The sequence below is a fragment of the Mesorhizobium sp. M0028 genome (assembly GCF_040323855.1).
Taxonomy (GTDB): Bacteria; Pseudomonadota; Alphaproteobacteria; order Rhizobiales; family Rhizobiaceae; genus Mesorhizobium.
Map to the genome: position 1 here is coordinate 1 of NZ_JAMYVG010000028.1, position 14,164 is coordinate 14,164.

A 14,164-nucleotide genomic window follows, 5' to 3' on the forward strand; every position below is an offset into this window, starting at 1 on the left:
CAGTTGATCTGGACGGTTGAGCGTAATGGTCGCCACATAGTCAGTGACCGAGTATAGGATTTCCTTGTACATTACTCTTCCTTTCTACTGTGTCCAAATGCGGGTTGCATGGGCGATGAGGCAGACGGTCTGATAGTTCTTTTCGCCTGCCCCACTTAAGCACGGGCCAGTTCGTCTCAGCGGACGACAAGCGGACACGCCGGTTGTCTTGGTCAGACCAACAGCACTCCAGCTTGGCTGTGTGATGCAGCGCGGATCAGCTTTGACCGGCCAATCCGAACTTCGCCCACACTGATTTTTCGAGCTCATGCTTAGTCGCGCCTCTCGCAGGCTCGGCGTACCCAATCGACCCTTGATGAGCACGCCGACTGCTTCAGATCACCTTCTTCAGGCGGATCGCAGCCCTCAGGACACGGCCGACGATCACCACGTTGAATTCATGTTCGCGTCTCGCAAGCTTATCACCCCAATCATCACAGGGTTTTCTGCAACTCCGGCAGGGCGTCGAAAAGATCAGCGACGAGGCCGTAGTCGGCGACCTGAAACATCGGCGCTTCCTCATCCTTGTTGATCGCGACGATAACCTTCGAATCCTTCATCCCCGCGAGGTGCTGTATGGCGCCCGAGATACCGCAGGCGATATACAGCTGCGGGGCGACCACTTTGCCGGTCTGGCCGACCTGCCAGTCGTTGGGCGCATAGCCGGCATCGACGGCAGCGCGCGAGGCTCCGACGGCAGCTCCCAGCTTGTCGGCGACGGGCAGGATCACCTCCTTGAACTTCTCTGCAGAACCCAGCGCCCGGCCGCCGGAGATGATGATCTTGGCAGAAGTGAGTTCCGGACGGTCGGATGCCGACATGGCGTCCTTAACGAAGGTCGAGAGTTTGGAAGAAAGAGCTGCCGTCGAGATGGACTCGACGACAGCAGCTAGGCCTTGGGAGGCCGGGGGAAACGAAGAGGTCCGGACAGTGACGACCTTCTTGGTGTCGGTCGACTGAACCGTCTGGATGGCATTGCCAGCATAGATCGGACGCTTGAAGGTGTCGGCAGAGACGACTTCGATAATTTCCGAGATCTGTGCGACGTCGAGGAGCGCTGCAACGCGCGGCACGACGTTCTTGCCCGTCGAGGTCGCAGCCGCGATGATGGTGTCGTAGCTGGCTGCCAGCGATACGGTCAGGTCGGCCAGCGGTTCGGCAAGGTTATTGGCGAGTTCATCGCTGTCGGCGAGCAGAACCTTGGAAACGCCCGCGAGCTTGGCGGCCGCATCGGCGGCTGCCGCGGCGCCCTTGCCGGCAACCAGCACATGCACATCGCCGCCGATCTTAACCGCTGCCGTCAGCGTCTTGACAGTCTGGTCGGAAAGGGTTGCGTTGTCGTGGTCAGCCAGAAGAAGAATGGCCATGGTCGTTATTCCTTTCTCGAACCTTAGAGGACACTAGCTTCGGTCTTGAGCTTCTCGAGGAGCTCGGCGACCGACTTGACCCTGACGCCTGCCTTGCGGCCCGACGGCTCTTCGGTCTTCAGCACCTTGAGGCGCGGCTCGGTGGACACGCCGAAGTCTGCCGGGCTCTTCTTGTCGAGCGGCTTCTTCTTTGCCTTCATGATGTTCGGCAGCGAGGCATAGCGCGGCTCATTGAGGCGCAGATCCGTCGTGACGACCGCCGGCAGCTTGATGTCGATGGTCTGCAGGCCGCCGTCGACTTCGCGGGTCACGGTTGCCCTGTCCGCACCGATCTCGACCTTGGAGGCAAACGTGCCCTGGGCCCAGCCGAGGAGGGCTGCGAGCATTTGGCCGGTCTGGTTACTATCGTCATCGATTGCCTGCTTGCCGACGATGATGAGGCCGGGCTGTTCGGCGTCAGCAACGCCCTTCAGGATCTTGGCGACGGCGAGCGGCTCGACCGCATCGTCGGTCTCGACCAGCATGGCGCGGTCGGCACCCATGGCGAGCGCGGTGCGCAGTGTTTCTTCGGCCTTGGCCGGACCGATCGAGACGACGATCACTTCTTCGGCCTTGCCGGCTTCCTTCAGACGAAGCGCCTCTTCGACCGAGATCTCGTCGAACGGGTTCATCGACATCTTGACGTTGGCAAGTTCGACGCCCGTGCCATCCGGCTTGACGCGGATCTTCACGTTGTAGTCAACCACCCTCTTGACGGGGACGAGAATTTTCATGGCATATTATCCGTATAAATCTTCAACTTTCCATGCCGACGCGAACGCAGCAGATGAGTTGGACTCACAAGCCCTCAAGACACAGGGCGACTCCCATGCCGCCACCGATGCAAAGTGTTGCGAGACCTTTGGACACGCCGCGGCGCTTCATCTCGAAGAGAAGAGTGTTGAGCACGCGGGCGCCCGATGCGCCGATCGGATGACCGATGGCGATCGCGCCGCCATTGACGTTGACGATCGAGGTATCCCAGTTGAGATCCTTGTTGACCGCGCAGGCCTGCGCCGCGAACGCCTCGTTGGCTTCAACCAGTTCTACATCACCGACCGACCAGCCAGCCTTTTCGAGCGCCTTTCGCGAGGCCGGGATGGGGCCGGTGCCCATCACCTGCGGATCGACGCCGGCGGTTGCCCAGGACACGATACGGGCGAGCGGCTGGATACCGCGCCTGGAAGCCTGCGCTTCGGTCATCAGCAAGGTGCCAGCGGCCCCGTCATTAAGGCCTGAGGCGTTGCCTGCGGTGACAGTGCCGTCCTTGTCAAAGGCGGGGCGCAGCTTGGTCATCGATTCCAGCGTCGCGCCATGGCGGATATATTCGTCCTGATCCACCGTAACGTCACCCTTGCGGCCTTTGACGACGAAGGGGACGATTTCGTCCGCGAAACGCCCAGCCTTCTGGGCGGCTTCCGCCTTGTTCTGCGAGGCAAGCGCAAACTGGTCCTGCTCGTCACGGGAGAGCTGCCACTTCTTGGCGATGTTTTCGGCGGTTGTGCCCATGTGATAGCCGTAGAAGGCATCGGTCAGGCCGTCCTTGATCATCGTGTCGATCATCTTGAAGTCGCCCATCTTCACGCCGCCGCGCAGGTGCGCGCAGTGCGGCGCCATCGACATTGATTCCATACCGCCGGCTACGATGATCTTCGCGTCGCCGGTGGCGATCTGCTGCATGCCGAGTGCGACGGCGCGCAGGCCGGAGCCGCAGAGCTGATTCATGCCCCAGGCGGTCGCTTCCTGCGGAATGCCGGCCTTCATGGCGGCCTGGCGGGCCGGGTTCTGGCCTTCGCCTGCCGAGAGAACCTGACCAAGGATGACTTCGTCCACTTCGCCGGCATCGACACCGGCGCGCTGCAGCACGCCCTTGATGACGGCCGCGCCAAGTTCATGCGCCGGCGTACTGGCAAACGAACCGTTGAACGAACCAACCGCAGTGCGGGCCGCGCTGGCAATCACGATCGATGGGGTGCTCATAGTGGTCTCCTCTATGGTTCTACGAAGCCGACCGAGAGCCGGCTCCAGCTTCTCGGCAAAAGCCGCTGGCGTTAGTTGACGATGGTCGCTTCGGTGGCGCTGCGGATCTCGCCGTCGGTGACGCCGTCGGCAAGCTCGACCAGCTTCAGTCCGCCATCGACGACGTCGAGCACACCAAGATTGGTGATGATCCGATCGACAACGCTCTTACCGGTCAGCGGCAGCGTGCAGGCCTTCAGTACCTTGGATTCGCCGGCCTTGTTGGTGTGATCCATGACGACCACGACCCGCTTGACGCCGGCAACCAGATCCATCGCGCCGCCCATGCCCTTGACGAGCTTGCCGGGGATCATCCAGTTGGCGAGGTCGCCGTTCTCGGCCACTTCCATGGCGCCGAGGATCGCCATGGCGATCTTGCCGCCACGGATCATCGCAAAGCTCTGCGCGGAATCGAAGAAGGCCGAATGCGGCAGCGCCGTCACTGTTTGCTTGCCGGCATTGATGAGATCGGCATCGATCTGGTCTTCGGTCGGGAACGGGCCGATGCCGAGCAGGCCGTTTTCCGACTGCAGCGTCACATGAACACCTTCGGGAATATAATTGGCGACCAGCGTCGGAATGCCGATGCCGAGATTGACATAGGTACCATCTTCAAGTTCGCGAGCCGCTCTCGCAGCCATCTGGTTTCGATCCCAAGCCATGTCTTCCCTCCCCTTACGCTGCTGCGCGCGTCGTGCGTTGCTCGATGCGCTTCTGGTGCTCGCCCTGGATGAGGCGATGCACATAAATTCCAGGCAACTGAATCTGGTCCGGATCGAGACTGCCGACCGGCACGATCTCCTCGACTTCGGCGACGCAGATTTTGCCACAAGTCGCCGCCGGCGGATTGAAGTTGCGGGCCGTCTTGCGAAAGACCAGGTTGCCTGTTGCGTCCGCCTTCCAGGCCTTGACGATCGACAGGTCCGCGATGATGCCAGTCTCAAGGACGTATGTCTCGCCGTTGAACACCTTATGCTCCTTGTCCTCGGCGACGACCGTGCCAACGCCTGTCTTGGTATAGAAGCCCGCGATACCGGCGCCGCCCGCTCTCATGCGTTCCGCAAGCGTTCCCTGCGGATTGAACTCGAGCTCCAGTTCGCCGCTCAGATATTGGCGCATGAACTCGGCGTTCTCCCCGACATAGGACGAGATCATCTTCTTGATCTGCTTCGTCTTCAGCAGCACGCCGAGACCGAAGTCGTCGACACCGCAATTGTTCGAGGCGATCGTCAGATCCCTGGTGCCAGCCTCGCGGATCGCATCGATCAACAGTTCCGGAATGCCGCAAAGGCCGAAGCCCCCTGCCGCAATGGACATACCTTCGAACAGCAAGCCATTCAGTGCAGAACCGGCGTCTTTAAAGACTTTAGTCAACTCACTCCTCCAACATTTCGGAACTCTGATACAGGTTTATGCTTCGCCGAGCGGTATCTGGACTTCGGTGAACATGCGGGCGCGCAAGCGATGGCCTTGGTAAGCAAAAAGACGTGACTCGTTCTGGTCAACGCAAGCATGTCGTGGACCTTATGGGACGCCCAGATCTGGCAAAGGCAAACGCTTCTTTTACTTACTGACGACTTGTAGCGCGGAGCTCGGCAAGTCGCATAAGGTGATAGTCTGCATCGCCTAAAAGCGTGTCGAGCATGGTCACATGCCGGAAGTAGTGGCCAATGCTGTAATCCATGGTCATTGCGATGCCACCGTGTAGCTGGATTGCCGCGTGTCCGATCGCTTTCGCTGACCGACCGATCTGAACCTTTGCCGCCGCGGTGGCCCGCTTACGCTCTGTTGCGTCGCTTTCGCCGACCATCATCGCGGCGTACATGGCCATGGAGCGCGATTGCTCCAACTCCACAAGCATGTCCACCGCCCGATGCTGCAGCACCTGGAAGCTGCCGATTTTCTTGCCGAACTGCTCCCGTGTCTTGAGATAGTCAAGCGTGATCGCCTGCATCTTGCCAAAGGCACCAACAGCTTCGGCGCACAGCGCCGCGATGGCCTCGCCAGCTACCCGCGTCATGATTGGGTATCCACCTGCCGGATCACCGATTACATTTGTCGCGTCGACCCGTACATCCTTGAGGGTTATGTCGGCCGCACGCAAGCCGCTATGTGTCGGATAACTGCGACGGCTCAGGCCCTCCGCATTAGCATCGAGCAAGAACAGACCAATTCCATCCTCCTGCCGCGGACCGCCTGCGGTTCTCGCCGTTACGATGATCTTGCGGGCTCTATCGCCGTGCAGCACGAGCCCTTTCATACCGTTCAGGATCCAGCCGTTCCCATCTCTCTTGGCTTCGGTTTCGACATTGAAAAGGTCATAGCGCGACTGGGATTCCAAATAGCCGAATGCGTAACTCGTTTCGCCTTGGGCGATGGCTGGAATGAGTTCTGCCTTTTGCGCGTCGCTCGCGCCATGCCGTAGTAGCCCACCGGCGAGCACCACTGTGGGAAAATAGGGTTCCAGCACTAGAGACCCACCGAAGGCCTCCATAACGATCATCGTCTCGACTGCACCTCCGCCGAACCCGCCATATTCCTCGGGAAACGGCAACGCCAAAAGTCCAAGTTCAGCATAGCTTGACCACATGGACTCGCTGTAGCCGGCGCCTTGCGTTTGGTACCCGCTGCGATCTGCGAGACTGTATTTGTCGAGCATCAGTCGTTCAACGCTGTTCTTCAACAGCCGCTGCTCTTCCGTGAGATCAAAGTTCACTATCAAATCTCCTATACAAAGGCAGTAGAGCTTGGGGCTCGGACTAGAGGCCGAGAATCGCCTTTGCGATGATGTTCTTTTGAATTTCACTCGACCCGGAGTAGATCGTCGCGGCGCGGCTGTAAAAATAGGTCGGCGCGGTCGTCTCCGCCCATTCCGGCCCAATCGCCGGCCCGTCCAGGTGTTCGGATTGCCCCTCCGGGATATCGGGAAGGGCGTATGGGCCGGCTGCATGCATCAAGAGCAATGCCGCCGCCTGCTCAATCTCCGAGCCCCTTAGCTTAAGGATGGAGCCGGCCGGATCCTGTGAACCGGCCTGTTGCGCCGAAGAATTAGTGACCGCCCGCAGCTGAGTGATTTCGAAAGCCTTCATCTCAACTTCCACCGCGGCTACCTTCTGGCGAAAGGCCGGTTGGTCAATGAGGCGCTCTCCCCGCACGAGGCACTGCGAAGCGAGAGTCTTAGCGCGCTGGACGCGTTCCTTCATGATGCCCAAGCCAGCATCGGCGAAGCGTTCATTGCCGAGCAGAAACTTGGCATAGGTCCAGCCTCTGTTCTCCTCGCCAACCAGATTCTCAACCGGGACACGCACGTCAGAGAAGAAGACTTCATTGACCTCGTAACTACCGTCGATCAGCTTGATCGGGCGCACAACGACGCCAGGCGTTTTCATGTCGATGAGGAGAAATGAGATGCCGTCCTGCTTCTTTACATCAGGATTGGTTCTGACCAAGCAGAAGATCCAGTCGGCATGGTGCGCCCATGTAGTCCATATTTTCTGGCCGTTCACAACATAATGATCGCCGTCGCGCACAGCGCGCGTTTTAAGCGAAGCTAGGTCCGACCCGGCGCCAGGCTCGGAGAAGCCTTGGCACCACCAATCTTCCGCGTTGATGATACGCGGTAGGAAATGCAGTTTTTGCGCTTCGTTGCCAAAGGTGTAGATGACGGGACCGACCAGATCAACGCCATATCCAAACGCCATCGGTGTCGCAAGCAGGGCCTGCCGCTCTTCTTCATAGATATACTGTTGAATGGGAGACCAGCCAGCGCCGCCATATTCCTTCGGCCAGCTTGGCACACCCATCTTGTGGAGGACACGGGTACCGACAGCAATTTCATCTTTTGAGAGGCGTTGACCCTCCCTTAGTTTGCGCTGAGTTTCCAGCGGTATGTTGTTACGGAAGAGTTCACGCACCTCTTCACGAAACCTTCGCTCTTCTTCTGTAAACGCGAGATCCATTGAGCCCTCCGTAAGCTTCAATAACATCGGACAAGGTGACGATTTCCACCATGTCAGTGGGAGCGACCTGTGCCGGCCGCATCCGGTGAGTTGCGATCGGTGCCGACTGCTAGATGCCCTTCCACTCGGGCTTGCGCTTCTCGACAAACGCGCGAGCGCCCTCCAACTGGTCTTCAGAATTGAAGCATTTTTGAACCGACGCCAGAGAGCGGCTGTAATCAAATGCAGCCTGCTCCGGGATGTCCTCGGTTCGACGAATGATGTCCTTGATCGCAGCAAACACGAGCGGCGGGCCGTCCGCCAGAAGAGCTGCCAGTTCCCGTGCTCTTGGCATCAAATCTTCGAGCGGCAGAACGTCATGAACCAGACCCCAGCGCTTCGCCTCGGGAGCGTCCATTCTGCGTCCGGTGAACATGAATTCCAGAGCGACGTTACGTGGAATTCGGCGCGGCAGACTAACGGCTGCAAGGTTCGGTACGACGCCGACGTTGATCTCTGGGAGCGCAAAATACGCGTGTTCCGCCGCCAGAATGATATCGGCTGCCAATGCGGCCTCCAGTCCACCGCCGATGCAAATGCCGTTAACCGCGCAAATAACCGGCTTGTTGAGGTTCGTGAGCTCGGTAAGTCCCGCCCAGCCCCCCACTCCCTGGTCCGCGTTCGGCGACTCGCCATTCGAAGCGGCTTTAAGGTCCCATCCGGCACAGAAAAATTTCTCTCCTGCGCCGGTGAGAATTGCAACCTTCAGATTGTCGCTGTCGCGGAACTCTCGAAACGTTTCTCCCATTAGACGCGAAGTAGGGGCGTCGATGGCGTTCGCTTTTGGTCGGTCCAACACGATCTCGAGGACCGCGCCACGTTGTTCGATCTTTAGTGGTCCTGACATGCTCACTCCTCGCCTTTCAGTCTGACAAGGCAGTCAACGGCAACTGCGCCGCGGCCTTGTGCTCGAATAATAATCGGATTGATCTCAAGCTCGAAAATATGAGCCGCCGGTTCTTGAACGAGCTTAGCGACTGACATAACCGCCGAAATCAGGGCGTCGACATCTCCCAATGGGCGACCGCGATATCCCGACAGCAGCCGGAAGGACCGCAAGGTCTTGAGAGCGCTCAGCACATTTTCCCTTGAAAAAGGTGGGAGCATAACGACCGAGTCTTCCAGGATTTCAGCAAGTACGCCGCCTGCCCCGACGACAATAACAGCGCCAAATTCTTCATCGACATTGATGCCGACGATGAACTCAGCAACTCCCTCGCGGATCATTTCCTCAACCAAAATCTTGTCGGTGATTGCACCAAGTCTGGAGGCTTCTTTGTCGGCTTTTTCCAAACTGTCGATGTTGAGCGCAACGCCATTGAGCTCAGTCTTGTGCAGGATAGACTGCGATGACACCTTCATCGCCACCGGGAAGCCGATAGCCGCCGCCGTCCGGGATGCTTCATTCGCAAACACCTCGGCGGATTTCGGCGTTTTGATCCCGACCGACGATAGCATCTGCTTAGCTTCGAACTCGTTCAAATTGCGGGTCTCCCCCGCCAGGTGACGCCGCTCGAGATGCGGTGGGTTAAGGTTCGCCCATGCCAATCCCATTGCCGCCGCGATTTCGAAGGCTCGGAACGTCTCGGACATGCCCTGCATCGCAGCAACGCCTGACTTCAACGCCATTTCCGCGATAAACGCCGGTGTCGATTCAGGCAGCGTGCTGGCAACGAAAGCCTTTCGTCCGGATTTTCGCGCGGCAGCTAAGAAAGCTCTTATGGGAAGCTCTTCCCTGTGGGCTTGCGCTTCCAGGTCAGGATGGTCCAAAAAGAAGCCATACAGGTCGGCGTCGCCATCTTGCAACGCAGTAAACATATTGCCTAGTTTCTTCTCGTCATGCCAAATGAGGGTTTGGAAATCCAACGGATTCCTAACTGGAACGTGATCCCCGAGGAGCCGGCCTAGTTCATTCCTCGTCTCATTTTTAACGGGCGGCAATTCCACGTCGAGCGTTTGAAGCAAATCAGAGGCGATGGCCATGTCGCCGCCTGATCCCCCACAAATGGCGAGGCGGTTTCCGGCAAACGGGCCGTGCACATGAAGCAGCTTCAACGTTTCAACGAACTCGGCGATGCTGTCACACCGTCCCACGCCAACCCTTTGGAGGAGCGCGTCCAAGTACCGTTCGGTACCAGCCATCGCACCTGTATGGCTAGAAGTGATGCTACGGGCGGACTCCGAGCGGCCAGGTTTTAGGACCAGAATCGGAACCTGCTTTGCCGCAGCGCACGCCAGATCTCTAAATGCAGCTGGATCACCCATAGATTCGAGGTACATCCCGATGGCCGTCACTCTTGGATCCTCGAGAGCCGCGTATGCGAGATCAACCGAACTTACTGACGACTGATTGCCGACCGAAAAGACTTTTCCAATCGGCAAATGCCGATTGGAAAAGAGCACGTCGCAAGCGACGGTACCGGATTGTGAAATCACGCAGACGCCTCGTTCCACAGACCGAGGGACCGCGGGATCGGGGAACAGCGAAATGCGATCGAAGAAGTTGACAAAACCAAGGCAGTTGGGGCCTAGGAAGGGGAAATCTTCAGCAGCCTCCAACAGCCTTCTATTGTAGTCGATACCATCTCCAGTAGAGCGCTCTGCGAAGCCGGATGCCAGGCAGACTGCGCCGCCGGCACCGAGTTCCCGCAATTGCCGAACCGCCTCGATAGTCGCTTCGCGGTTTATACCCAAAAACGCGCAGTCGGGGACGATGGGCAAAGCATCCAACGACGGCCAGAAGCCTTCTAGACCTGCGGCGGCTTTCTCCGGATGGATTCGAAACATCGGACCGTGGAAGCCGATTACCCGGCAATTTTCCGCGACGAAATCGGCCGCCCGCCCGCCCAGGATGGCAACAGACTTGGGCGACATAAGTCGTGTTAGATTCTTTCCCATTTGATCGTCCAACTGCCGGTGTGCCGCTAGGCGAGGCCCGGCTTCGCCTCGATTGACCGTCCCGCTGCTTCAGGCGTCGGCAGGGAAGAATGCGCTTCAAGAAGCGGCGTCAGCTTTTCGATAATGCTGGGCAGCGGCGCGAGTGCCCGTCTTTCTGTGAGGGAAACATGAAGCATCACGCTTTCGTAAGTAGACAAGAGCGTGTCGTCGGATGCTCTGAACAAGGACAGGAAGCTGTGAATCCTTTTACCATCGGATGGCAGCAGTTGAGCCGTGACGTACAACGCATCGCCCAGCTTTGCCTCGGCAAGAAGCCGAACATGACTTTCGACGGTGTAATAGCTATGGCCACCCTTGACGTAGTCTTCGTCGGCTCCGATTTGCTGAAGCAGTACTTCGGTAGCGTCAGCAAAGCACTGAGTGTACCGGTATTCGGTCATGTGCCCGTTGTAGTCTATCCAAGCAGCCGGGACTTTCACGTCGAGAAGCCTTATGGGCCCGTCGCCGGAAACGTTCGCCGCTTTCGGAGCGATCTTCCAAAGATGAGCTTCGAAGTCGGCCAGAAGCTTGCCGGCTCCCCAACCACGACCGTCATCCCCCACTTTCAGCGCATGCAGAATTCCGACCAGGTTCTGATCGCGGATTCGCTCAAGATCTCGAATGCCTCGCTGTCCTGACTGATGATCGGACTGGCTCGCGATCTTCTCGACAAGCTCAGCGTTGAGGTCAACGACGTTGGTTAGCTTCGTCCACGGCCATTGGAGGCACGGACCATACTTGGAAAGATAGTCGCGCATGCCCGCTTCGCCGCCGGCGACGCGGTAAGTCTCGAAAAGGCCCATTTGCGCCCAACGGAGGCCGAACGAGTAGCGAATGACATTGTCGAGCGTTTCGGTATCGCAGATGTCGTCCTTGATCAACCAAAGGGCTTCGCGCCACAAAGCCTCCATAAGACGGTCGGCGACGAATGCATCGATCTCTTTGTTGATTATCAGCCCCGTCATGCCGATGGTCGTCAACCGAGCTTTAGCATCTTCAAGAGCTGTGCGGTTCGTTTGTCTACCGCCAACGAGCTCTAACAGAGGCAGCAAATAAACAGGATTGAACGGATGTGCGACGAACATCCGCTCGGGATGTTTCATGTCTTTCTGGAGGTCAGTCGCCATGAGGCCAGAAGTAGAAGATCCGATGAGTGCCTTGGGATCGGCGGCCAAGTCTATCTGATTCAGTACGTTGCGTTTCAAGTCCAATCGCTCTGGCACGCTCTCCTGGATCCAGTCCGCCTCTTTAACCGCCTCTTCAAGAGTGGCGCAGAATGTCATAACTCCGCGTTTGGGAAGCGGCGCGTTGGTTAGCAGCGAGTAGGCGTATTCGGCATTGGCCATTACTTCCGAAACGAGCCGCTTGGCCTCGGGATGAGGATCGTAGACGTTGACGTCGATACCAGCCAAAACAAAGCGGGCGGTCCAGCCGCCGCCGATAACACCGCCGCCAATGGCGGCCGCCTTTCTAATATGAGACATAAGATTTCTTTCTCAGTTCGTTGCGTGATCGTTTCAGACAGTCACAACAGCAGAGCGCAGGGCCCTGCTGAAGCGGTTGGCCGTCCAAAAGACTTATCGCTTTGTGAGCTTGAGCTTACGACGAACTTCCTCTGGCCCGATGATCCTGGCGCCCATGTTTTCGACCACATTGGCGGCTTTCTCGACCAACTGAGCATTCGTTGCGAACTGACCCTTTCCAGCATAAAGGTTGTCTTCAAGACCGACGCGCACATTGCCACCCGCCAAAACAGCTGCCGCGGGGTAAGCCAATGCGTCGCGGCCGATAGAGAACGCGGAGAAAGTCCAGCTCGACGGGATCGTATTCACCATGGCCATCAAAGTGCTGAGGTCATCGGGGGCTCCCCACGGAATGCCCATGCAAAGCTGAACCAGAACCGGGTCCTCGATGAGCCCTTCCTCGACGAGCTGTTTCGCAAACCACAGGTGCCCTGTGTCAAAAACCTCAATTTCCGGCCGAACACCGAAGTCTGTCATCATTTTCGCCATCGCGCGCAGTGTCGATGGCGGATTTGTCATCACATAATCCCCAAGTTCGAAATTCATGGTGCCATTATCAAGGGTGCAAATCTCAGGAGTGCACTCGAGAATGTGAGCAAACCTTTCGGAGGCGCCAACGAAGTCACTGTGCGGAGCGACGGGAAACGGCTGCTCGACGCTACCGAAAATCAGGTCGCCACCCATGCCAGCGGTGATATTCAAGACAACGTCGGTGTCCGCCTGTCGTATCCGGTCGGTGACTTCCTTATAAAGGTCGTTTCGGCGAGAGGGCGCGCCCGTTTGCGGATCGCGAACATGAATGTGGACGACTGCAGCGCCCGCTTTGGCAGCTTCAATAGAGGCCTTCGCGATTTCTTCCGGCGAACGGGGCACGTGACGGGACTTGGAGGCAGTATCGGCTGCACCGGTTACAGCACACGTGATAAACACCTCGCGGTTCATAGACAGGGGCATCGATCTTTTCCTTATATGATCGTGGAATGGGGTTGGATATGATCGTGGAATGGGGTTGGACGATGCTTCGCACCGCCGCTCACCATTCTGGTTGGAGTTGGTTGGTTTGTTTAGAATTCGGTGGCGTTGGTTTGGCCGTCGATTACGACGGACTGCCCCGAGATTATTCGTCCATGAGGACTGCAGAGATATAAGATCATGCTGGCGATCTCCTGGACGCTGACCAGCTTCCGCATTGACGTTTGACTCAGGGCAGCCTGTCTAATCTCTTCGACCGGCACCCCACGCGCCTGTGCAGCCATCAGATTCACCCTTTCAGCTCGAGGAGAATCCACATTGCCGGGGCAGATCGCGTTCACATTGATGTTGTCCGGGCCCAGCTCTCTCGCCAAAACCTCGGTAAGTCCGATCACACCGTATTTCGCGGTGCAATAAGGCGATCGAAGGGGAAAAGGCAGAATGCCGGCTATCGAAGACATACTGATGATGGATCCTCCTCCGGCCTGCCTGATGAGTGGAATTGCTGTTCTCGCGCAGTAAAACGAACCATCCAAGTTTACCGCGAGCGTGCTCCTCCATTCCTCATCACGCATAGCCTCCACCGGCTTAGCCGGTCCGGAGATACCCGCATTGTTGATCAAGATATCAAGGCCACCCAGGAGCCGCTTAACCTCGTCGAAAAGCTTAGCCACCGCTTCGGAACTCGAGACGTCAGCGTTGAGCGCATGAATGCCCGTGCTTGCTTGAACGTTCTTTATCGCGTCGGTATCGACGTCGCAGACAAGCACCTTTGCTCCTTCGGCAGCAAACCGCTCCGCCACTGCCCTGCCAATACCACCTGCGCCGGCCGTGATCACAACGCGTTTATTGCTTAGCTCCAAATCCATGCAGCCATTCCTCCGCTTAAATTCTGCTCAGCGCCAAGATCCCTGCGGACAAGATTTGCACCAATTGCGTCTCGTCTCGACAGGCTTTCAGCGAAGCGCTTGACCCGCCCATGAGCATATTGTGCACGTTACATAATGGACGTTATATTTAGAATGGCGCGACGTCAAGGGCTTTCGACAGCGCGACGAATGCACTGGATCGAACTTCCCAGACCAAAAGTTGGGAACGAAATGACGTTCCGGCGAAGTCGGTATTTTGCCTCTTCTGAGCCTATTCAGCTTAGGCAGACGGCGGCCTTCTTCCAAATGCGGCCCTCGCTGCGCCGCTCATTAAGACAATCATGGCGGCCGCTCAGACCATACTCGATCTTCGCGGGCGGGCGGAGCAGGTCATCTTGTTT

12 protein-coding genes are annotated in these 14,164 nt (G+C 57.8%); all 12 read right to left on the reverse strand.

Going from position 1 to position 14,164, the window contains the following annotated elements; translation table 11 throughout:
• Positions 1-473 precede the first annotated feature (473 nt).
• The gene (locus NKJ93_RS30360) at positions 474-1,406 is read right to left on the reverse strand and encodes an electron transfer flavoprotein subunit alpha/FixB family protein (protein WP_352592831.1); all 933 of its coding nucleotides are present in this window, start codon (positions 1,404-1,406) and stop codon (positions 474-476) included.
• Between the two features lie 23 nt (positions 1,407-1,429).
• Positions 1,430-2,179, reverse strand: a complete 750-nt coding sequence (locus tag NKJ93_RS30365; protein ID WP_352592834.1) for an electron transfer flavoprotein subunit beta/FixA family protein — start codon at positions 2,177-2,179, stop codon at positions 1,430-1,432.
• A 64-nt stretch (positions 2,180-2,243) separates the two neighbouring features.
• Positions 2,244-3,425 carry an acetyl-CoA C-acetyltransferase gene (locus tag NKJ93_RS30370; RefSeq protein ID WP_352592837.1) on the reverse strand — a complete coding sequence of 394 codons (1,182 nt, stop codon included), beginning with the start codon at positions 3,423-3,425 and terminating at the stop codon, positions 2,244-2,246.
• Positions 3,426-3,496: 71 nt separating this feature from the next.
• Positions 3,497-4,126, reverse strand: coding sequence for a 3-oxoacid CoA-transferase subunit B (locus tag NKJ93_RS30375; RefSeq protein ID WP_352592840.1), 630 nt, complete (start codon positions 4,124-4,126; stop codon positions 3,497-3,499).
• 13 nt (positions 4,127-4,139) lie between these two features.
• Positions 4,140-4,838 (reverse strand): CoA transferase subunit A, encoded by a 699-nt coding sequence (locus NKJ93_RS30380; RefSeq protein ID WP_352592843.1) that lies wholly within the window; start codon positions 4,836-4,838, stop codon positions 4,140-4,142.
• Between the two features lie 193 nt (positions 4,839-5,031).
• Positions 5,032-6,180, reverse strand: coding sequence for an acyl-CoA dehydrogenase family protein (locus NKJ93_RS30385; RefSeq protein ID WP_352592846.1), 1,149 nt, complete (start codon positions 6,178-6,180; stop codon positions 5,032-5,034).
• A 43-nt stretch (positions 6,181-6,223) separates the two neighbouring features.
• Positions 6,224-7,423 (reverse strand): acyl-CoA dehydrogenase family protein, encoded by a 1,200-nt coding sequence (locus NKJ93_RS30390; protein WP_352592849.1) that lies wholly within the window; start codon positions 7,421-7,423, stop codon positions 6,224-6,226.
• A gap of 109 nt (positions 7,424-7,532) precedes the next feature.
• Positions 7,533-8,309, reverse strand: a complete 777-nt coding sequence (locus NKJ93_RS30395) for an enoyl-CoA hydratase-related protein (protein ID WP_352592852.1) — start codon at positions 8,307-8,309, stop codon at positions 7,533-7,535.
• 2 nt (positions 8,310-8,311) lie between these two features.
• Positions 8,312-10,360: an acetate--CoA ligase family protein gene (locus NKJ93_RS30400; protein ID WP_352592855.1), complete on the reverse strand. Its 2,049-nt coding sequence runs from the start codon at positions 10,358-10,360 to the stop codon at positions 8,312-8,314.
• Between the two features lie 26 nt (positions 10,361-10,386).
• Entirely contained in the window at positions 10,387-11,883 is a 1,497-nt protein-coding gene (locus NKJ93_RS30405) for a carnitine 3-dehydrogenase (RefSeq protein WP_352592858.1), read from the reverse strand.
• Between the two features lie 93 nt (positions 11,884-11,976).
• Positions 11,977-12,876 (reverse strand): 3-dehydrocarnitine:acetyl-CoA trimethylamine transferase BcoG, encoded by a 900-nt coding sequence (gene bcoG, locus NKJ93_RS30410; RefSeq protein ID WP_352592861.1) that lies wholly within the window; start codon positions 12,874-12,876, stop codon positions 11,977-11,979.
• 110 nt (positions 12,877-12,986) lie between these two features.
• Positions 12,987-13,763, reverse strand: coding sequence for an SDR family oxidoreductase (locus NKJ93_RS30415; protein ID WP_352592864.1), 777 nt, complete (start codon positions 13,761-13,763; stop codon positions 12,987-12,989).
• Positions 13,764-14,164 lie beyond the last annotated feature (401 nt).